This window comes from Acinetobacter gyllenbergii (assembly GCF_001682515.1).
In the GTDB taxonomy this organism is placed as follows: Bacteria; Pseudomonadota; Gammaproteobacteria; order Pseudomonadales; family Moraxellaceae; genus Acinetobacter; species Acinetobacter gyllenbergii.
Window position 1 is genome coordinate 198,467 of the sequence record NZ_KV575264.1, and the last position, 19,307, is coordinate 217,773.

The window sequence follows — 19,307 nt, forward strand, 5'->3', positions numbered from 1 at the left end:
AAAATAGAGTTTTCTCTTAAAGAATAATCAGTAGATTCTGCATGAAAGCATCTAGATTTACAGGCAGCCAAATCATGCTCATCTAGAAGTAAGCTGAATTAAGTACACCCCTTTGCCCTGAAGATGGTATGAGGAATGCTACTTTCTATAAGTGGTGTATAAAATTCGGAGGAATGGATTAATCTCTAATTGCTCATCTGAAAGAACTTGAAGCTGAAATCATTCAGGAAGCTATAGCAAAGAAGTAGTAAAGCCATCTTGCCGATGCAAGATAACGCAAAACACACAAAAAAATATATGAGCATATGTTCTTCATAACGAATCTAATTGAAAGAAGTTTTGCAGAACGGATGGCATTACAATTGATTAATCGAAAAGACCTACTTTTTTAATTTCACCAAAACCTTTGGAACTATTCAACCTTATATTTCTGTCTAACAACTACTTGAATAAGTTATGCAACTATTCATTTTACTAAATTCGTATTTTAATAATTTAAAAATTGAGTTGATTTTTTAATTCCAGTTTTAAATAATAAACTCACAAAAATTAAGTTAATTATTGCAGTTAGATTCTTTAGCTTTCTAACTGATTCCAAATTTTTTATCTGAGAATGAAGACAAACATGACTGTAGAAATTAAAGAACTCCAGAATATAGGTAAATTTAAGTCACAAGGCTCTCATTGGAAAAATTTTTTTCTTGTCATCTTAGTAATTGCATTAATTGTAACTTTTACTCGAGATGGAGGAGGATTTTTTGGTACGTTTTTTCTTGCCTTTTTAGGCGTAAGTGCCTTGTGTACAGTTCCTTATTCCGTATACCTTCTCTTTAGAACCATGCTGATGTTAGATATAAAGAAGCTACATCAACAAAAAGAAGCCGAAATAAAAAAACATGGGTTTAACATTGATTTTTCTACAACTGGATTATTGGTCGATCAGAAAAATAGAAAACTTATTTTTACCTTAGACCCGAAACCAATTGTGTATATTTGTAATTTTGATGATGTTAGACAATGGTATTCAGGCTCAGATGTTCATGAAACCCAATATAGAAATAGTGAAGGTGCTTATGCTGGCTCTAAATCTTTAACCGTTGCTAGATATATTACTGTACGTACTGCTGATCCCCAAATACCTGAAATAAGATTCGCTGTTTCCAGTGACAGAGAACAAAGCTTATGGATAGGACGATTAGACGCACTGATTAACGGTTAATTGAAAAAAAATCCTACACCCCTTTTTTTAGTATATTAAAACAAGGGAGGGTAGGATTTTTATCTACAAGAGTTTACTTAATTAAAATATAAAAATATTAGCGCCAACTATTCGGTACTTTAAACTTCCCACTACCACTAGGCAATTCTGAGCTTAAAACATATTTAACATTAAAAACTAATCCTGGTAACACTGTATTTGGTTTCTCATTAAAACAAACATAAGTATTTCGACTTGAAGGTTTTACTAATCGATATCGTGTTCCTACACTTGAAGTATAGTAAACACCACCATCTTCCGTCATAAGACCAGTATTCGTTTTTGATGTATTTTGATCGTAGCTCTGGCTAGTATTATTAATTGCTGAATAATAGTTACATCCTAATGATTTTGAGACTTCAGCAGCTTTTCTAATTGCATATTGTGTTGCTACCGACTTCTGAGTATAACCATTCACAGATGCTTTCACTTGAAATACATTATCATCAATAATTGTACTTTCAACTCCCCCTGACGCTCCCATATTTTGATACGGAGTCGTGCATCCTTGTATTCCTAAAACACATAGTCCCACAAATAAAATTTTTTTCATGCAAATACCCAATAAATATAAAAGTTAATTACTTAAATTAAAAAAAATCCCAAACCCTTGGGGAAGGACATGGGATTACGACATTGATATTCCATTGGAGAAATGTATCGCTAAGTGTGCTTTTTATCACATACTTAAAACCAAAATAAATATTCAATCACAAAAACAATACAGTTCTGTCTATGCTGTAAACTTCGCTATCAATTCTAAATTTTATTCTCTCAACCGAATATAGAACGTCCGTTCTTAATTTACAGACTTCACACTCTGCTGCAAACCTTGCTGAATATCCTGAACATTGGTTAGGTCATGAGTCTGCTGATGTTGCTCTGGCTTTAATTCATCATTGTAAAACTCCTCTACAATATCCAAACCCTCTTCGCCATTTATCTCAAAACAGGCATTGTTATAACCCTGTCGTGCCACATGATCTAATCCCTCCTGATAAAATCCTGCTGCCTTGCTTTGTTCATCAATTTGCTTGGCTGAGGTAATCGCATCTTTCAGGTTTGTGCCATCACGTAAGGATAAATCCACGTAGTAAATCGGGGTACGGTAGCTTTGGGTAGTGCTCTTCCCCCTTAAGGTCAATTGCAATGGCAAACATGACAGTAAATTACCTGAAGCTGCTTGGTAATAACGCAGTCGAGCTGCCAAAGTACGGATACTATTAAAGCCTGTGGTTCTAAAGATGAATGAGCCAAATTCATCCGATTCACCTAAATTGACGTATAGTCTGCCATTAGGCTTACATAATCCGCCCTGTGCCAATGGACATAAATCAGGGGATGGACACGGATGTTGTTCAATCCCATTTTGACTAAGTCGTTGGCAAGTTTCGCCATTACCTGAGCAGATTAATCGTCCTGTTTGTCGGTCAAATAGGCTGTATTCTGCACGTAGATTCAGTTCTGGATCATTGAAAATCATCCGTACTGGTATGGTTCTGAGCTTTTGGTTTTGTGCTTTAGCCCGCAGTTGTTCATCGAGGGGATGTTTCACCCATCCTTCTTTGTTTTGGATTTGGCTGGTAATGGTGAATTGGTCATCACGTTCAGGCTGTCTTTTACCATTCTTTTCTACAATTTTACCAATACTGATACGGCCCAATACGGGTGGTGTGATAGCTAGACCTTTAATCATTGTGTTTTCCTCTATAAGGTTGAAGTCGTATTTGAATTTGAAGTTAATAAATTTTGAGCATAAAAAATCCCATACCAAAACAGGTATGGGATCAGTTGCTGTTTGGGTGGTTGAAATGGATTCTGGATGTTGTAAGTATGTTTTATCCACCATTTGGATAAATCTGAAAGCGTCGTGTTCCTGATTTAGTTTGTGGGAATTGCTGTAGATATTCAGGATACTGTTTAAGTAAGGCTTTACTATTGAGACTAATAGAGTCTTGAGATTTCTTCCACGTCACTGAGCCACTAGTAAATACAGCCCGTTCAGCGTCTTTCATCATCATTTGCAATTGATGTTTTAGCTCATCAAAATATTGTTGGTGTTGCTCAACTTTATGCCGCTCCTCAAGTAACTGGTTAAATAGGTAGTTAGCTTGTTCATTTTGAGTCAGGTCTTCTACTGTTAATGGAATTTGCTCAGGATAAAGCTCTTGCAAAGCTTTGGCTGCTGAATCCGAAGCATCAACGCTGGGTGGAATACCTGATTCCACGCATTGCCAGAAGTGACGTTCTGCATTAATAATGTGCTGGATCACGGTTTCATTTCGTGTGACCTTATAAATTTTAGTTTCATGTCCACAGATCAAGGCACAAATATGCGCTGCCTGTTTGCCTGTAACAGCCAGTTGATGCTGAACTTGGCAGAGGATGTAAAGCGGTACACCATTTCGCCAAAGCTTTGAGCCATATTCCCCGACCGTTTTACATTCGAGAATCTGCACTTCATCACTACCGACTACCGCATAATCAAGGTTTGCCAACATAAAGTGCTTGTCTTCATCAGGATGTTGTAAGACTGCATTGACTCGACGCACCTTATTATTGGTGTGCATGCTGTAGTATTGCGCAACCAAAGGTTCTAACTGTTTGCCCCAGTACAACGGTGCATAACCTGCACTTTCATCTTCGATGTTTTGTTGCATTCGACCTGTTTTAATCATCCATAATTCCAGCATCGACATATGGGGATTGAGTCCACATGCGGTAGCGGCATCACTACTACCAATGCCTTGTTTTCTGACCTCTAGCCATTGCTGGTAGTTCATTTGCTTGGTGTTGGCGAGTCTTTTCGCTGTCAGAGCTTTGGTCTTTCTTGGCTGTTTGTTCAGTCGGTCTCGTCTAGTTCGAGTTCCCACCTCAACCTGTTGAGTGGGCTGATTTAAGTTTGGTACATAAGGTTGTAAGGGTGGATGATTTATCGTGTTCTGAATTTGAGTATTGCTATTCATTGTAACTATTCCTGTATGAGTAAAATCGTAAAAGCTGAATTTTGGGCATAAAAAAAGCCACATCGAGGGGACGTGGCGAAAGGGGTATACGGGTTAAGCTGTACATGATGATTAAAATAGGCTTATTTTCTTAAATAAAACTTAATAATCATTCAGTCTGTTAAGCCACCATACGAAGGGCTTGTTCTAAACCGCGTTGTTTAATCGCGGCCCCTGCCCCAAACCATGCTGAATCGAGTCGGTGATCCGTACTCATGGCGCGACGTTCATGGTCGGTGAATTCTGTTATGGCGCAGAGTAATCCATAAGCCGTGTCTTTGGCTGAACTCAGTTCGGCCCCTCGTCCATGTCCGTTAAACATGGTCATGACTTTCGACATGGCACGTCCATTGGGTTCAGTTTTATTGTCTGATCGCGTTGAGCTTATTTGATTCGGCATGGCTACATTTCGATAGAACTGAATGATACTTTCGTCCTGTTCAGCCATACTGAGACTGGTATTGTTAAATACTGCATCAAAGTAGGCTGCGGCTTCCTGCTGTGTGACTTTACGTTGACTGAGTTGTTTCATTTCATACATGTGTTCATCCCATGCACGTACTGAAATCCCCAGTTGTTGTTTGACTTTCTCGGCATCGAACTTGGTACTGTGAGGCACTTTGACTACACCTGCACTGCTTTGTTGGCCTTTTAAAGCAATAGCTAAAGTGTTGTTACATACCACGCGAATAGAAGTAAATTGTGCCGTGGTTGCAAGTGTGCCATCACAAGCTGTAGCAAGGAGGATATAACCATTGCTGACATCCTTACCTTTAAGGGCTGAGGTCTGTCCAGTCTTCGCCAATGCCCAGAACTTTTTACCGCCTTTGAGTACCCCTGCTGTTTCCAGTTCAAAGCCTGATTGCTCGGTCAGATCCCGATAGAATTCTAGAATTTCAAGGGGTTGGACTTCTTGGTAGCGTTGACTGACCACCGATAGTGGTGCATGGGTATCAGAGCGATACAGCACTCGCTGTTCTTCAAAAGGCATGATAATACTTTGCCCACGATGGTTTTGTGCCATATAACTGACATTGGAGGATTCGATACGCCAGTCCATGCCCGCCTGCTGTGCCCACACTTCGATAGGTTGGTTTTGACTCAGTTGATTGCCTAAGCCATGCCATGGGGTTTGTCCGATATAGGCCATTTGTTCAAGTTGATGGGCCATGATGTTGTCCTTTTAAGTCGGTTGATTTTATTCAGGTTGTTGAATTTCAAAGTGGTCTAAGCATTGCTCACATTGGTAATGCAAAGTAATGAGGTTGTCTTCTTGCTGGATATAGAGCAGAAACATTCCTCCTGCTGCCAATCCAATGAAGCCACCAATGATGGGATTGATCCCAAGTCGTTTTGAGATTTGCATCCCCACGGTGGCTAGAGACATCGGTGAACAGGAGGAAAAGGAAATCTTGCTTCGGGCTTGTTTGTTTTGGCTTTGCCTGAGTAGTTGCACATGCGGTGAATGGCAATAGGGACATTGCGGCATGGCGTGCTCCTTTAAAGATTGAAGAATTGAGGCATAAAAAAACCACGAGCATCGGCTCGTGGTTTTTAAGGTTATGTAGTATGGAGAATTTTGGTGCTTGATTGCTATTAACGCTTTACGTTACTTGCTGTGGGTTGACTGTTCTTTTTACAGGGACGGATACTTTGGATATAGGCACCATCCCCTGTATCTTTATAGAAGCCATACTTGGATTGAATTTCAAGGCACTGGCCTTTCTTGAATAGTTTTAGTTGCTTGGCGACTTGACTTGGCAATGCATAACTATTCAGGATCACTTCACCCTTAGTCGTTGGGAAGATCACGGCTTCCTCGCCATAGTGTACATTAGCCTTTAAGGTAATCTGTTCAGCCTTGGCCATTGCAGCTGTTGAGAGTGCTGAGAAAACACATGCAGTTAAAATCACTTTGAGTTTTTTCATATCAATATGCCTATATTTTTAAATCATTGAAAGGTTTAAAGTATTGCACCATGTTGATGTCTGAGACTAAGAACATGGGTAGAATTCAATCGCTGTCGCTTGTCCTGTTTGTCGGTTAAAGCCTGCTTCCGCTTTACGGCAAGTCCCATTGTCTAAATAGAAGTTATTTTCGTAGATGATGTCTGGAGTCTGCTCATTAATGATGAACGCTTTCCCCTCATCCGCACCTACGGCACCAATACGGGTATTAAAATGAGCGGCAAACTGCTCCATCATTTTTAGGTTCAGCCAATGCAGTTGCTCCTGTAAGGCATGAGGCAAATCAGCATAAGCAATCATGCCTGATGTGGCTTTCTTCTTCGCCTGAGCCTGTGTTGTTGCTTTGGCGTTTTGTACCGCTTCTAAGGCACCTGCCACTTCATCAGCACTGACTTCTAGATGCGCTGTTTGGGTCTCGGGATCTTCGGTTAAGCCTTCAATACCTGAAAGCCTATGCTCAACTAGTTCAGATGCAGCTTGAGCCATATCCGTTGTGTGGTTCTGGACTTTGGATTGTTCTAGTGCAAGTTGTGCCAACTCAATATCAGTTTTACGTTGTTGATGCTGATTAAATAAAACAGCTGCGACCACAACAATCACCGCAATACATAGCCCAAGCATCATCAGCTTGGATATTTGAAGTTTTTGCATCATCTATCCTTCCCTTAATGCGGCCATAGGCCCTGTTCTTTAAGTGCCTTAATTTGAGGATCAATTGTCACCTCTCCTGTTCGACAGTCTGTGGTCTCACCCGTTTTTTGGTTAAATGTTTTCGACATATTCGGGTTGTCACATAACTTTTTATATTTGCTTGCGGTTGGTGCAGGTTGTGAAGCTTTGGCAGGTGCTCGGTAGCCGACTCGTCGAACAATTAAATTGTTACTTGTGCCGAATACTCTTAAGACACCACCTCCTTCCCAAGTTGCGGTATAGGCAAGCTGTTGTTCACAACCATTGGACATTGAGGCTTGAACTTCATGTACACCATAATGGCGTGTTGCAGAGCGGTAGGTACAAACACTTGTATAACCACTGCCTTGCTGTACATTGACTAAATGCGCCATGGTTTCTGCTGAACCTAATCCATAAGAAGGTGCTGCATGGCTTAGGGCACTCAAACCGCAGGCGAAAACTGCCGTAGCAATTAATTTTTTCATCATTTTTACCTATTCATTGTTCTATTCTTACTGGGTGAGGAATGACTCAATGTGGCTATGAGAACAGCCACTCCAGAAAGCTAAAGGGCCAAACAAAAGCTCGGCCTAAGAGATAGGCTTTGGAATAACCCGCAGGAAAACTCCAAATCAGTTTGATCCAATAGCCCACCATGATCAGCAAATAAGTAATAAGAACGTTCTTCATATTCAGCTCCCTATTTCAATTTCGCCATACAGGCAAAGCCTGCTTGTTGAACTTTATCCTCCCAGTCTTCAGGGAATTGCCATGGCTCTTTGATCTGTTTCAGCCGATCTACACCGTAGTGCTTTTCAACATTGTCATAGCTACAGGAACAGAAACTTCGATTGCCGCCAAAGTTACGGCAACCATCTTTAAACTCGGATTCAAATGAACTGCTACAGGCTGTGAGTAAGGCGCAGCCGAATAATAAAAATAATCGTGTTAATCTCATCTCTTCCTCTTATCAATACATATGCATGCCAGTCCATATTCGGATATGGCTTCACTGAGGTAATGTGTAAGTGAAATTGCTTTAATTAAGATTAGAACGAAATCAATGAAGTTGTTTTTATAAAGCCCAGACATGACTTATCCTGGGTAAATCCCAAGTTCATTATTGCTTTCAATCGTCATAAAGATTTCAGTGAAATCAGCAGAAGCTATGTTCTGCGATCAAGCACAGACAAATAGTGAGAAGAAAAGAAGAAGTTAAGAATAGAAATAGTACGCATGGCGGACTCCTGTATGTAATAGAAGTTCTACCAAATCACTGTCAATTGATTAGGGTGGCAGAACGAAAAGGGGTTGACAGACTGGACATACAGACCCAGCACACCCTAGGGTGTCCCCTTCCCGCCCTACCGCAACGTGAGGGGGACGAGTGGGTTTCACACAGACTTCCCCCTCAGAAGGAGTAAATCTGATGTGCTGTATGAAAACGGTCTGTCAAAACCGACTGGCAATGTAGGCCAGCAAACAAAGGATAATCAGCGATAGAGAGGGTGTCAATCTTTAAGATTTAAATGAATAAAATACAAACTCAATTCGTCTTATATTAGACCTATCTCGTTTCTTAAAATACAAAATTACTCTAGCCTGGTTTTTCAAAAATTGTAGTAGAAAAAAAATAAGTAAACAAATACCAAGTCATCGCTTGGTATTTTTAGCAATTTAGAAGACTCTTATAAATAGATCATGTCAGGGCTGAAGTGAAGAATATCTCAAATCATCATACATATTCAATTTATGTAAAAACCTCAAATACATCCATGTTTTAGTCATCATGTGCATGCAATTCTTTATCTTCAACACCTTGATCCATCACTTGCACAATACCCTGCCCATTTTTGATCTCGGCTGTATAGTTTCCTTTATCACTATAAATTTGAATAATCGTATATTGATCTTTTTGACTTTGAGTAATCGTAAAATAGTTTCGTTCTGGTATACCTTGTTCAAACTCGCCACGCCAACGTAAGATATCATCATCTACTTTTTCAATTTCAACAATTTTCCCACTACGATTGAGTCCATACTCAAGCATTTGGAACTTAACCACATCTCCTATGCTTTTGGTTTCAATGATATTTTGATTATAGTTAATAGCCATTCCTTTATTGCTTTTAGAGAGTGGTAAGGCTTCACTATTTTTCAAATCATTGTCTTGAATTTCATGAAACAAGACCATTTCTTTCTTTGCACTTTCTAACTCCTGTTTTGAAATATTCAAATTGTCTCGCGGAAAATTAGATGTGGATTGATCAGAGGAACTAAAACGATTCGATTCTTGACTTGAGCCATTCTGTGTAGATGCCCCAGCTTGATCTGGCTTAAAAAAAACAAATAAACCCACAGTCACGATAAACGTGACTGCAAGTAAAGTTAAAATTTTATAATGCTTCATATGTTTGAAAACAACTTAATTGTATTGTGAGATTCGGATAACGTTAGCATTAATGACACTAACAGCATCTTTCTTACCTTCTTCACCTAAGCGTACGCCGTATTTAGGGTTATAAAGATATGGGCTCGAATAAAAGTTTAAGTTATTTCCACCCAAAGCAGTGCTCCCCAATGGATGAGAAAAACCTGAACCGATATTGGTTGAGTCACCATGATACAAACCTAAGTTATGACCGACTTCATGACGCATTGCTGCAACTGAACAGCCAGCAATATCATTAGCACCGATCATGTTATATGAACTCGCATTGATCCAAGCCCAACCACAGCCGCCAGCGCCAGGCTCATTTCCTTGGTAATACACTCCATCCGCTAAGACACGTTTACGCTCCGCTTGAACAGTTGTATCCGAACGCCCAACATTGATCGCATCTAATAAAGTTGATGCAGGAATTTTATAAGTTAAATAGCCTGTTTGTCTTAAATAAAATTTGGCTGATGAATTTTCCGCAGTTAAATTGGTTAAATTCAATCCTTCAATCATACGAAGTTTTGATGCACTTTCACCCAGAATCGTAGAAACTTCTGGACTGTTGACTAGCAACATATCGATGGTATAACTATCAGTTACCCAACCTTGAGCGGTAAAAATAAATCGACGATTTTCACCCGTCTTAATTGTTGTGGATAAGCCGTTGGCAGCTGTAATAAAACTATCTGTGCCAGCTGTGGATGACAAAATGACCTTATCGCCAACCTGTGCAGTTGTCGGTAAATTGATGCTTTGTTTCCAATTAGAATCAGAAATATTCACTTTGAGTGTAGGCTGAGTCATATTGGGTAAAGTTGAAGCAATTGCACTGCTTGAACTAATAGTTTTTGTTGGAGCAGACATTAGAACCCAATGAGCCTTATCTGTTACATACATAAACTCATATTGGTCACCAGTTTTCAGACTCAATGTCGCACCACTATTGGTATTCGTATTATTAATTTTTGCAGCCCAAGTTGCTGTTGATTTAATAATGATACGATCACGATCATTTGCAGTAGTTGGCAATGTGAAATTTGAAACCCAATTTGCATCTGCAAAATTAACTTCCGTTACAGGTGTCGTTACAGCATTTAAGCTTGCTCCAATATCCTTAACGTTTATTTTCACGGGTTTAATAAACTCAGGAACCCATTTCTGTAAAGCAGCATTATATTTGAGCCAGTATTCACTGCCATTATTTAGATTATAACTACTCGCAAAAAGTAAGTTATCTTTCGAAATTTCAGAAGCATAAGCCGCCGTCGAAACGATTTGAACTAATGCACCGTCCATCACATTCGTTGGCAAAACAATTGTTTTTGCCCACTTTCCATCGGCAAGTGAAACCTGCTGTAATTTAACATTACTCAAGACGATTTGTTCAATTTGCGAATTATTACTTGGGCTTACAGTAGCAAGTTGAGCAACCCATTTCTTCGATGAGGAATTGTAGACAAATTGAAAAGTGTCTCCACTTTGTATTTCCAGCACTTCAATAGGTAAGTTTGTGTTTGAAGTATCTAAATAGCTTTTATAGCCCGCAGTTGATTGAATGGTTACCTTGTCTAAGTTATTCGCATTATTTGGCAAATAAATATTTTTTACCCAATTGCCATTTGCTAAAACAAATTTTAGATCAGCATAACCAGTTGGTATATTGCCACTATTCGTATTTTGATTTGGGGATAATGTAGTAGAAGCATAAACTGCTGAAGCAGTTACTAGTCCAGCTATGCAAATCACTCTAAGACTTAAATTCATTTATTCTTCCTATTTTGTGCTTTTTTTGCACATACACAATAGCAAGAAGTGCAATCCAGCTCAACATTCAATTTCAAAAAATAAAATTAACAATCAATATCTTACCAAAATCTCACTTTCTTAAAAATCTGATTATCCATTCAAAACAAATGATTAGATATCCAAATAGGCTATAGAAATTTTGCCAAGCTTGTTGTTATATGGGATTGAACTAAAAAATGAGCAATAGACCACGAAAATTTAAATCTAAATGTAAAAATTCTTTTTCTCTTAGATTGATTATAACATCCTGACCTTTGATGTATTTCCAAAAGTAGAGCATCAAACAAATGATAATTAGCGATATAGAGGATATTTTTAGGATATCGATACGTTTAGGTTATTAAACACACTTAAAAATATATTTTAATCAGTATTACAATTACTTAGTTTCTCTGCATATTAAAAATATTGAAATGAGCTACTGCAAATCATTAATATTCATCCTAATCTACTATAAAAACTAGGAACGCAACTGTGTCTGAGCAATTCGATTTTGTTTCGATTAAGAAGAAAGCTAATGTTCATTTTAATGGCACATCCATTAGCCACATTCTTGTATTAAAAGATGGAACCAAAAAAACTTTAGGTGTCATTCTTCCATCCGATGATCCTCTCACCTTTAAGACTCATTTAGCTGAACGTATTGAAATAATATCCGGACAATGCTCTGTTATAGTTGGTGATGATCCTGAAATGCAAATCTATGCTTCAGGCGAATCTTTTCAAATCCCAGCTAATAGCCAATTCAAGATTCAGACCAGTGAAGTCGTAGATTATGTTTGTCATTTTGAATAACACTTAAATCCAAAAGATTAAATTTAAGTTTTTGATGTTTTTTCTACAACTTGAGCATAAAGCACTTCCTGCTTTCTAAGTTTTCTGGCTAATATGTCATCAATAAAATCATCTGGCTTAAGCAAAAAGATACTAGGAAATTTCGAATACAATTCGTCCTTTTTTAAGGCTTCAGACCACTTCTCTAAATCTTCTTCAAGCTTCTCAATTCGTTTCGTAGTTGATTTTGGCCTTATAGAAAAAGCTGGAGACTTGGATACTTTAAACTTTTCAAGCGCTTGTCTTTCATCTTCAATTTTTTTCTTTATTTCGTTTATTCTTTCTGAAGCATAGTGATAATCAAATTCTTTAAAGGCAAGCTCGACCTCATTTATAACATGTTCAACCGCCTGTTTAGCATTTTTAAATTTACCCTGTGCTGCAACTTCTTGTCCTAAGATCTTGTAAAAAATCTCATATTTTCGATTTAGATAATTACGATTACGCTTATTAGCCCCCCGACTTCCCTTCACTCGATCTATAAAAGCACTGGGTAATCCATATAATTCACTGAAAGTATCACTATATTTGTTAAATAATAACTTCAATGTTTCAACTTTTTGATCTAGGTCAGCTGTATCATCTATATTTTCTTGCAATTGATGAAGTGTATTCATTATTTCAGCTAATAGAATACTATTGGTACATATTGCATATTTGACAGCCTGCACCCCTTCACTTAACTTTTCTAAAATCTCTCGCTTTTCAATCTCGGCATAAACCTCCTGATCAGCTCCAACACCAAAGCAATAAAATGCCTGAGCATAGAGATGTCGCTCTAATTGATTCAACTCTTCTTTGCTTGGAATACCTACATCCACTTATTCACCTAATCTAAAGTTAGTACCCGTACCATTTAAGTTAATATCTTTCAATTGTATTTCAACAATTTACTATCAAGCTCTATACCGCTTAGAGAATCATATTGAGTTTTAATATTAATACCTTCAACCACTCGGTTATTGGCTTGAATTGATCTAGCTAATCATCCAAATCACACTTCAAGCTACATCAAATCACTGATTATCTCAGTTGTAAACATAAATTTAACCCATAAAAGAATCATTGAAATAACCTTTAAAAATCAATAATAAAAATATGACGCTAGCCAAATCTTTTTAGATTTTACTGAAAATAAAACTCACTATTTAATCCAGTACACTAGTGCTCATGAGCTACTCGCTTTTGCTGATGATCTGCTATGGAAAATTAATGCTTGGACCTGCTAATCCCCGATCATCAAATACATATTTTGCACCTCAACCATTTCTGAAAAGGACACTAACTATTGAAGTGATCAACGCAACAAACGAATGAAAACGCAATGGATATCCATATGGATTTTCGATTTATTGGCGCTTAAGAGTTCGGGTTATTAATTTTAATTAATATATTAATACTTATATATTAGTAATATTTATATGAATATATTAATACTTATTTATTAATAATATTTATATGGATATATTTATTAGATATTGAAATGAGTTGGAGAGATTCCAGTCGATCAAACTCATTGATTGTTATCACTATCATATGAATGAGTGAATCACACATAAACTCAGACATTGAAGCCAATACAAACTAGCCCATTCTTAGCAGAAAATCAATTACGCATTTACTATGAATTGCGTCTGGAGTTTTCTCATGCCTAAATAATTCGAACCGATGAATATCCTCTTTGATTAACCGCCATTGATGACTTTTGAATCATCAATGCAGGCACTCTATTGCCTAAAATTCTGCTAAGAGGAATTATATGAACCTTCCCTTTAACCCGCTTGCTCAAGCTCTCTCTGCTGCTGGTTGTTTTGAGTTATCGGATCGAGAGTTACTGGATGAGCGTGAATTGGACTTATTCAACCTCCAGTCCTTTGATAACGTACCTTTTCATCTGAGGGTACCAGATGAACGTCAATACACAACGATGACAGCTATCTCTCGTCTATCCATCAATTGTGCGGAAAATGAAACTCCTGCAATTGTGCTTCAGACCAAAAGGACTGCTAAAGGTGAAATTGTTACCTATCAATATGCACCATGGTTTGAACCATCTCGCAGTACTTTTGATCAATGTATTTTATTTAAGTCAGGACATTTTAAAGTTGGGAGGGAGATTCTCTGTTATGCTGATGCCACATCAGCTTATCCAGACACGCCGTTATTACAGATGCTTCCTCCTGCTGGTGTTCCTTTAGAACCTTGTCATATCGAAATAATTCAGCGAATAAACCTATTTGTAAACCGTATCCGAGAGAACATGTTAGGTCCTGAAACTAAACGTGAACTCAGAAAACGTAGAAAGCACTGCCGTAAGAATTACCGTGGCAGTGTTAAATGGTTGGGTAAATATTTAAACACTCACAGTAAACTGCTGGTGCTTCGTTTAGACCTCTACTACAAATATGATATTTCCGAGCTGACCAATACCTCTCCAGACTTTAATAGTCCTAGACACAATGTACATTGTCTAATGACCATTAAAGCAGATGTAGAACAGTTGCTTGGTGATTTCCGCTCTGATCCTATATTGAAAGAAATTATTGGATACTATTTGAAATTTGAGCACGGGCCGTACAAGGGACAGCATGTGCATTGTATCTTTCTACTGGATGGGCACGATCATCAAAAAGATGTGAAGTGGGCTGAGAATATTGGTCAACATTGGGTCAAGCTTACCAATGGCAGAGGTACTTATCATAATTGCAATCGGAACAGCTCAGATTATAAATATCCTTGTACAGGAACGATCTCTTATGACGATCATGAAAAAATTCATAATTTGTGTCGTTGTCTCGCCTATTTAACAAAGGCTGATCAATATTTTCTTTTTGGACCACTCACCTGCTTTCGTACCATCCAAAAAAGTGTAGCTCCTAAAGAGAAATCAGGGCTTGGCAGACCTCGTGAGAAACAAAGTACACCTCTAACTTTTGATTCTGTCAAGAAGTTCTATAAGGGGAAACGCTAATGGATAAATTCGAATTATTTTATGCTGAGCACTTCCTTACGAGTATAAATCCTCAACACGTACCTATGCCTGGTTCTTTGTCCTTGGCAACATCTCATCAAGCCACACTGCGTGAGATTGATACTTTAGGGACAGAGATGGAAAACAAAAAATCTAGCAAGGTTTTTAAAGTGATGCGAAGTTTTGGTGATGCCCCAACGTTGCAATTGCTGCCTTTTGGGCTCAGATTCTGTGCAGCCCTAAATGGAATGAAAACTAATCCATATATTCTTGGGACAGTTCCATGTGTTCAACTTGCTCCCAAGATTCAATTGCAAAAGGATCTTATAGAACAACATCGGTTGCCTATGATGGATCATTTACATCCCAACTTTGAAGTTGCGGTTGATATGTATATGGCGCATTACAAAATGCTTATTTTGACTCAGAAACATAAAAGCCTGGAAAAAGCATGGATACGAGAGCAAAGAAAGGGACATTGGCTTTATGAAGACTTCATAACCAAGCTGTTGGGAATGACACGCTCTTTTGATGTTTATTGTATGACCTTGATCAATGATGTCGGCAAAATCAGTCATGAGGATCTAAACAGAACTTATTTGCTATTCGATCATCATATTCAAGAGATCGTTGCAGTTGCTCATGACACTAAAAAGGCAAATATTCTGGCTATTGTTGGTAAATGGGAAGCCACTCATTTTCAACAGGTGAATCTTAACTTATTTTTCTTTGTTGCCAGAAAAACAAGTGATTTCATACCTTTTGAAGAAACCATAATTTATCAAAGTCTAAATCAATTCATCGACCAGACTGGATTAATTCACTCGGCATGGACTCCTCTACCAAATGTGATGACGCCAATTTTCTATAACGTCAATCAAATCAATATTGGTAAACGACTTCAGATTCTCAAGGCTTATTTTATTGGTACGGACCACTATGTTCGGATTTTTGATAATAAACCCTCATTTGAGGTGTTCTATCAAGCCGAAGAGCCTTTTATATACAGCAATACCCCAGCAGACAAGGCATTAGCCGAATAACTTGGATACCGTCGAGAATACAATAAATCTCAACGGTATTTGTATCAGCAAAGATTGCTGATTGAATAGGTACAAAGATATGATTGAAAAGCGCTACCGTGTAAAAGACCTCGTCAACTATCCTGAACGTCCTGCAAAGGACTATGTTGATCGGAAGGGCCGTAGAAGAAAGCTCTCACACAAGCCTGCGAGTAAGGGATTATTGAATATCGCAGAGTCGACATTTTGGAAGATGATTCGACGAGGTGATTTCCCAGAACCCACCTACTTAACAGCAAGTATGCCCACTTGGACTGAAAGCCAGATAAATGCTTGGCTTGAACTGAAGGAGCTTAAAGCTGCATAAACTGAAATAGCCTGTCTTATGACAGGCTATTTGTATTTATATCCATAATTAAAACATCAATACCTCAAAGCACAGCGACTTTGGTACAGCTTTTTCCTTCCATCTGTAGATTATGTACAAAATATTGTCTGTACAGAATATTGACACTTTAATTAATTAGACTTATAGTTAGTATGCTTAGTCGCAATTGTAAGAGTAATAAGCTAACTAGTGTCTACCTAAGTATCTAAATTAATGCCCAGAAATGAATGATGCAAATACAGCCAGCCATAGTGTCCAAATGTAATGATCAATGTATCTAAAAAGTGACCAAAATAGTGCTAAATGAAATGTCAAAATATAGTGGCGAATATCCTACAGATCGTAATTAATGACTTGTAATGCTTGAGTAATAGGAAAATTAAGACTATGCAAATTTTCACTTATACCGATGCTCGCAATAATCTGAAAACTGTTTTAGACCGTGTTATTGATGATTCAGATGTTGCAGTAATTACGAGGAAAGAAGGTCAACATGCAGTTGTAATGGGACAAGACTATTACAATAGTATAATGGAAACATTGCACCTCATGTCTTCTCCAAGTAACGCAGCACACCTATCGAAATCAATTGCAGAATTACGGGCATCTAAAGCAATCGAAAGAGAACTTTTAGATGAAACGGAAGACTAGTTTTACTCCAACAGCTTGGGAAGATTATGTGTACTGGCAAAGCCAAGACAAAAAGACTCTTAAGCGCATCAATACATTAATCAAAGAGTGTCTTCGTACTCCCTTTGACGGTATTGGCAAGCCTGAACCATTACTCGGTGATTTAGCTGGGTTTTGGAGCAGACGAATAGATGAAAAAAATAGATTAGTCTATGAAGCAACTGAGGTAGCGATAACTATCATTTCTTGTCGTTATCACTACGAATAAAAGAAGGCCTAACTTAATGTTAGGCCTTCTTTACATAAAACATTTACTACATAACCCACCTACTTAACAGCAAGTATACCCACTTGGACTGAAAGCCAGATAAATGATTGGCTTGAACTGAAGGAGCTAAAAGCTGCATAAATCAAAACAGCCTATCGATAGCAGGCTGTTTTATTAAAATTCTTAAATTAATATCGTACTTTGTTTCTGAATTAGTACAATAAACTATCATCTTTAAGATAGAATAAATATATTTATAAATCATCGTAAATAATACATATGCTCAAATCAAAAACTCTCACTTTTTCAATATCCATTGCTCTGCTTTTGATTGGTTCTGCTTTCTTTTATAGATATGTTATTTATTTACCAAGCATCCAAAAAGAAAAAAATAAGCAACTCGAAATTAAACAAGAAAAATATGACACATGTATTGATCAAGCATATCAATACTACAATGATACATGGAGCCTACGTTGTCAGGAACAATTTGAGATTGTATCTAAGAAAAATGATCTATGTATCAATACCCTAAAAAACCAAGGTGCTGATTATAAAACAGCTTCAGAACAATGTTATACCAAATACCCTTTAGGTGATTATGCCGTTGACTGCAAATCTCTTCCTTTAGATTCAGTAAAAGATATTAATATCAAGCTAGAAAAAGATAAAAACCTATGTCAGAAATTAATTTAGACACTATTTTATTCAATTAGGGTTTCTCTTTAATTAACTATTGCCTTGTTAGCTGTGCAAGTAGTTTTAGGTTAATACTGAACATTAAGAAAGCATAACAAGTTTAATTAGTAGATACCCTCTTTAACTAATTTAGCTCAAGGAAAGATTCTAAATAGTCAGCCCATTCTTGCATCATCTCCCGACGGTTATTCAGGAACTTTGTTCGATTGTATGCAGTACCATTATTGTCTTTAACCTTATGCGCCAGTTGATGCTCAATAAAATCCACACGTTGCTCAAGAATCTCATCAAGCATTGTCCTTGCTGTTGCTCTTAAGCCGTGTGCTGTTTGTTTACCACCATACCCTAAGCGTTTTAAAGCCGTATTGATGGTATTGTCTGATAGATAACTCTTTGCATCACGTCCAACAAATAGGTATTCACTATGTGGATAAAGATCAATAATCGACTCAACCAATTCATAAGCTTGATCTGACAATGGAACTACGTGCTGTTGCTTGGTTTTACTAGCTATAAATTTAAAGCATCGCTCTTCAGGATAGTAGTAACTCTTTTTAAGTTTTCTGATTTCACCAGGTCTTTGAAAAGTTAATACTGAAAGTTTTAATGCAACCTGTGTAGTGATTAAGCATCTAGCATGTAATGATGAATAGTTCCAAATTTTATTCAGCAATGGAGCTAAGTCCTGCTCTTCTGTCACTGCTGCAAAATTTCCACCTTGTGGATTAGGTAATTCAATATCTTCTATTGGGTTATATTGGATTAGCTTCTTTTTTCTAGCCGATTTAAAGATTTGGTTCAAATCTGACTTTAATCGTTTAGCTACCGATAAGGCACCGCGCTCTATAATACGCTGGAATACTTTGACTTCTAGTACATCTAAGGTGAGCTGAGGAAAACTCATATCTCCAATGTAAGGATACGCATCATGATTTAATCGACGAAGTGTTTCCTCGTCTTGTTTACCTTCTAATTCTCGTTTTTTAAGCCATTCTGCACTAACTACACGAAACGTATGTTCCGCTTCTTTCAATTTTTGATTTTTAGTCTCTAAACGTACTGTTGCTGGATCAATGCCCTGTTTGATCAATTTTTTATATTCATCACGAATATTTCGTGCTTCTTCTAAAGTGACTTCTGGATACGTCCCTAAAGACAAATCATTGCGTTTGCCAATATATGGCCGAGTATAATTAAAAATCCAGTATTTGCTGCCACTAGAGTCAATACGTAAGTAAAGATTGCCCCCATCAGGAAGCTTATACATTTTATCAGGACTTGCTTTTGCTTTTTTAACTTGTAAAGCAGTCAGTTTATTGATTCCACGTGCAGTCATAGCGTATAAA

The 19,307-nt window shown here is 37.6% G+C and carries 22 protein-coding genes and 2 pseudogenes; 10 read left to right on the forward strand and 14 right to left on the reverse strand.

What is annotated here, in order from left to right:
- Positions 1-41 precede the first annotated feature (41 nt).
- Together NG55_RS21300 and NG55_RS12615 are read left to right on the forward strand one after the other, a co-directional pair.
- Positions 42-245: pseudogene (locus tag NG55_RS21300) on the forward strand (IS3 family transposase); the annotation flags it as partial.
- Between the two features lie 380 nt (positions 246-625).
- The gene (locus NG55_RS12615; protein ID WP_065343449.1) at positions 626-1,219 is read left to right on the forward strand and encodes a hypothetical protein; all 594 of its coding nucleotides are present in this window, start codon (positions 626-628) and stop codon (positions 1,217-1,219) included.
- Positions 1,220-1,316: 97 nt separating this feature from the next.
- Here NG55_RS12615 and NG55_RS12620 read toward each other — a convergent pair whose 3' ends face one another.
- From NG55_RS12620 to cpaA, 12 genes are all read right to left on the reverse strand, one after another.
- Positions 1,317-1,811 (reverse strand): CC0125/CC1285 family lipoprotein, encoded by a 495-nt coding sequence (locus NG55_RS12620; RefSeq protein WP_065343450.1) that lies wholly within the window; start codon positions 1,809-1,811, stop codon positions 1,317-1,319.
- 246 nt (positions 1,812-2,057) lie between these two features.
- Positions 2,058-2,954, reverse strand: coding sequence for a recombination directionality factor (locus NG55_RS12625; RefSeq protein WP_065343486.1), 897 nt, complete (start codon positions 2,952-2,954; stop codon positions 2,058-2,060).
- Positions 2,955-3,096: 142 nt separating this feature from the next.
- Positions 3,097-4,224 (reverse strand): YqaJ viral recombinase family nuclease, encoded by a 1,128-nt coding sequence (locus NG55_RS12630; protein ID WP_065343451.1) that lies wholly within the window; start codon positions 4,222-4,224, stop codon positions 3,097-3,099.
- Between the two features lie 160 nt (positions 4,225-4,384).
- The gene (locus NG55_RS12635) at positions 4,385-5,434 is read right to left on the reverse strand and encodes a DUF932 domain-containing protein (protein ID WP_065343452.1); all 1,050 of its coding nucleotides are present in this window, start codon (positions 5,432-5,434) and stop codon (positions 4,385-4,387) included.
- A 27-nt stretch (positions 5,435-5,461) separates the two neighbouring features.
- Entirely contained in the window at positions 5,462-5,752 is a 291-nt protein-coding gene (locus NG55_RS12640; protein ID WP_065343453.1) for a hypothetical protein, read from the reverse strand.
- Between the two features lie 107 nt (positions 5,753-5,859).
- Positions 5,860-6,192 (reverse strand): hypothetical protein, encoded by a 333-nt coding sequence (locus NG55_RS12645; RefSeq protein ID WP_065343454.1) that lies wholly within the window; start codon positions 6,190-6,192, stop codon positions 5,860-5,862.
- A 66-nt stretch (positions 6,193-6,258) separates the two neighbouring features.
- Entirely contained in the window at positions 6,259-6,885 is a 627-nt protein-coding gene (locus tag NG55_RS12650) for a hypothetical protein (protein WP_228704184.1), read from the reverse strand.
- 11 nt (positions 6,886-6,896) lie between these two features.
- A complete protein-coding gene (locus tag NG55_RS12655) occupies positions 6,897-7,391 on the reverse strand; it encodes a hypothetical protein (RefSeq protein WP_065343456.1) in 495 nt (164 codons plus the stop codon).
- A gap of 52 nt (positions 7,392-7,443) precedes the next feature.
- Positions 7,444-7,593, reverse strand: a complete 150-nt coding sequence (locus tag NG55_RS21025) for a hypothetical protein (protein WP_171257972.1) — start codon at positions 7,591-7,593, stop codon at positions 7,444-7,446.
- Between the two features lie 10 nt (positions 7,594-7,603).
- A complete protein-coding gene (locus NG55_RS12660; protein WP_065343457.1) occupies positions 7,604-7,861 on the reverse strand; it encodes a hypothetical protein in 258 nt (85 codons plus the stop codon).
- An 822-nt stretch (positions 7,862-8,683) separates the two neighbouring features.
- Positions 8,684-9,313: a metalloprotease secretion chaperone CpaB gene (cpaB, locus tag NG55_RS12665; protein WP_065343458.1), complete on the reverse strand. Its 630-nt coding sequence runs from the start codon at positions 9,311-9,313 to the stop codon at positions 8,684-8,686.
- A gap of 15 nt (positions 9,314-9,328) precedes the next feature.
- Positions 9,329-11,107: a metalloendopeptidase CpaA gene (gene cpaA, locus NG55_RS12670; protein ID WP_065343459.1), complete on the reverse strand. Its 1,779-nt coding sequence runs from the start codon at positions 11,105-11,107 to the stop codon at positions 9,329-9,331.
- Between the two features lie 516 nt (positions 11,108-11,623).
- Between cpaA and NG55_RS12675 the strand changes: the two genes are divergently transcribed.
- A complete protein-coding gene (locus NG55_RS12675; protein ID WP_065343460.1) occupies positions 11,624-11,944 on the forward strand; it encodes a pyrimidine/purine nucleoside phosphorylase in 321 nt (106 codons plus the stop codon).
- A gap of 23 nt (positions 11,945-11,967) precedes the next feature.
- Here NG55_RS12675 and NG55_RS12680 read toward each other — a convergent pair whose 3' ends face one another.
- Positions 11,968-12,804 (reverse strand): hypothetical protein, encoded by an 837-nt coding sequence (locus NG55_RS12680; RefSeq protein WP_065343461.1) that lies wholly within the window; start codon positions 12,802-12,804, stop codon positions 11,968-11,970.
- Between the two features lie 938 nt (positions 12,805-13,742).
- Here NG55_RS12680 and NG55_RS12685 point away from each other — a divergent pair.
- The 7 genes and pseudogenes from NG55_RS12685 (at position 13,743) to NG55_RS12710 (ending at position 17,958) form a co-directional block, all read left to right on the forward strand.
- Positions 13,743-14,954 (forward strand): inovirus-type Gp2 protein, encoded by a 1,212-nt coding sequence (locus tag NG55_RS12685; RefSeq protein ID WP_065343462.1) that lies wholly within the window; start codon positions 13,743-13,745, stop codon positions 14,952-14,954.
- Positions 14,954-15,997: a hypothetical protein gene (locus tag NG55_RS12690; protein WP_065343463.1), complete on the forward strand. Its 1,044-nt coding sequence runs from the start codon at positions 14,954-14,956 to the stop codon at positions 15,995-15,997. The genes NG55_RS12685 and NG55_RS12690 overlap by 1 nt, the downstream gene beginning before the upstream one ends.
- A gap of 79 nt (positions 15,998-16,076) precedes the next feature.
- The gene (locus NG55_RS12695) at positions 16,077-16,343 is read left to right on the forward strand and encodes a helix-turn-helix transcriptional regulator (protein WP_065343464.1); all 267 of its coding nucleotides are present in this window, start codon (positions 16,077-16,079) and stop codon (positions 16,341-16,343) included.
- Between the two features lie 408 nt (positions 16,344-16,751).
- A complete protein-coding gene (locus NG55_RS12700) occupies positions 16,752-17,015 on the forward strand; it encodes a type II toxin-antitoxin system Phd/YefM family antitoxin (protein WP_065343465.1) in 264 nt (87 codons plus the stop codon).
- Positions 16,999-17,262 carry a Txe/YoeB family addiction module toxin gene (locus NG55_RS12705; protein ID WP_065343466.1) on the forward strand — a complete coding sequence of 88 codons (264 nt, stop codon included), beginning with the start codon at positions 16,999-17,001 and terminating at the stop codon, positions 17,260-17,262. The genes NG55_RS12700 and NG55_RS12705 overlap by 17 nt, the downstream gene beginning before the upstream one ends.
- A gap of 54 nt (positions 17,263-17,316) precedes the next feature.
- Positions 17,317-17,403, forward strand: a pseudogene (locus NG55_RS20660) (helix-turn-helix transcriptional regulator); the annotation flags it as partial.
- Between the two features lie 138 nt (positions 17,404-17,541).
- A complete protein-coding gene (locus NG55_RS12710; protein ID WP_065343467.1) occupies positions 17,542-17,958 on the forward strand; it encodes a hypothetical protein in 417 nt (138 codons plus the stop codon).
- A 127-nt stretch (positions 17,959-18,085) separates the two neighbouring features.
- Here NG55_RS12710 and NG55_RS12715 read toward each other — a convergent pair whose 3' ends face one another.
- Entirely contained in the window at positions 18,086-19,297 is a 1,212-nt protein-coding gene (locus NG55_RS12715) for a tyrosine-type recombinase/integrase (protein WP_065343468.1), read from the reverse strand.
- Positions 19,298-19,307: the final 10 nt, after the last annotated feature.

Bases quoted from the DNA above. Each gene is read 5' to 3' on its own strand.
- NG55_RS12695 (WP_065343464.1), top strand. From the start codon at position 16,077: ATGATTGAAAAGCGCTACCGTGTAAAAGACCTCGTCAACTATCCTGAA.
- NG55_RS12625 (WP_065343486.1), bottom strand. From the start codon at position 2,954: ATGATTAAAGGTCTAGCTATCACACCACCCGTATTGGGCCGTATCAGT.
- NG55_RS12640 (WP_065343453.1), bottom strand. From the start codon at position 5,752: ATGCCGCAATGTCCCTATTGCCATTCACCGCATGTGCAACTACTCAGG.
- NG55_RS12700 (WP_065343465.1), top strand. From the start codon at position 16,752: ATGCAAATTTTCACTTATACCGATGCTCGCAATAATCTGAAAACTGTT.
- NG55_RS12705 (WP_065343466.1), top strand. From the start codon at position 16,999: ATGAAACGGAAGACTAGTTTTACTCCAACAGCTTGGGAAGATTATGTG.
- NG55_RS12650 (WP_228704184.1), bottom strand. From the start codon at position 6,885: ATGATGCAAAAACTTCAAATATCCAAGCTGATGATGCTTGGGCTATGT.
- NG55_RS12645 (WP_065343454.1), bottom strand. From the start codon at position 6,192: ATGAAAAAACTCAAAGTGATTTTAACTGCATGTGTTTTCTCAGCACTC.
- cpaA (WP_065343459.1), bottom strand. From the start codon at position 11,107: ATGAATTTAAGTCTTAGAGTGATTTGCATAGCTGGACTAGTAACTGCT.
- NG55_RS21025 (WP_171257972.1), bottom strand. From the start codon at position 7,593: ATGAAGAACGTTCTTATTACTTATTTGCTGATCATGGTGGGCTATTGG.
- NG55_RS12615 (WP_065343449.1), top strand. From the start codon at position 626: ATGACTGTAGAAATTAAAGAACTCCAGAATATAGGTAAATTTAAGTCA.
- NG55_RS12620 (WP_065343450.1), bottom strand. From the start codon at position 1,811: ATGAAAAAAATTTTATTTGTGGGACTATGTGTTTTAGGAATACAAGGA.
- NG55_RS12690 (WP_065343463.1), top strand. From the start codon at position 14,954: ATGGATAAATTCGAATTATTTTATGCTGAGCACTTCCTTACGAGTATA.
- cpaB (WP_065343458.1), bottom strand. From the start codon at position 9,313: ATGAAGCATTATAAAATTTTAACTTTACTTGCAGTCACGTTTATCGTG.
- NG55_RS12710 (WP_065343467.1), top strand. From the start codon at position 17,542: ATGCTCAAATCAAAAACTCTCACTTTTTCAATATCCATTGCTCTGCTT.
- NG55_RS12630 (WP_065343451.1), bottom strand. From the start codon at position 4,224: ATGAATAGCAATACTCAAATTCAGAACACGATAAATCATCCACCCTTA.
- NG55_RS12660 (WP_065343457.1), bottom strand. From the start codon at position 7,861: ATGAGATTAACACGATTATTTTTATTATTCGGCTGCGCCTTACTCACA.
- NG55_RS12715 (WP_065343468.1), bottom strand. From the start codon at position 19,297: ATGACTGCACGTGGAATCAATAAACTGACTGCTTTACAAGTTAAAAAA.
- NG55_RS12635 (WP_065343452.1), bottom strand. From the start codon at position 5,434: ATGGCCCATCAACTTGAACAAATGGCCTATATCGGACAAACCCCATGG.
- NG55_RS12685 (WP_065343462.1), top strand. From the start codon at position 13,743: ATGAACCTTCCCTTTAACCCGCTTGCTCAAGCTCTCTCTGCTGCTGGT.
- NG55_RS12655 (WP_065343456.1), bottom strand. From the start codon at position 7,391: ATGATGAAAAAATTAATTGCTACGGCAGTTTTCGCCTGCGGTTTGAGT.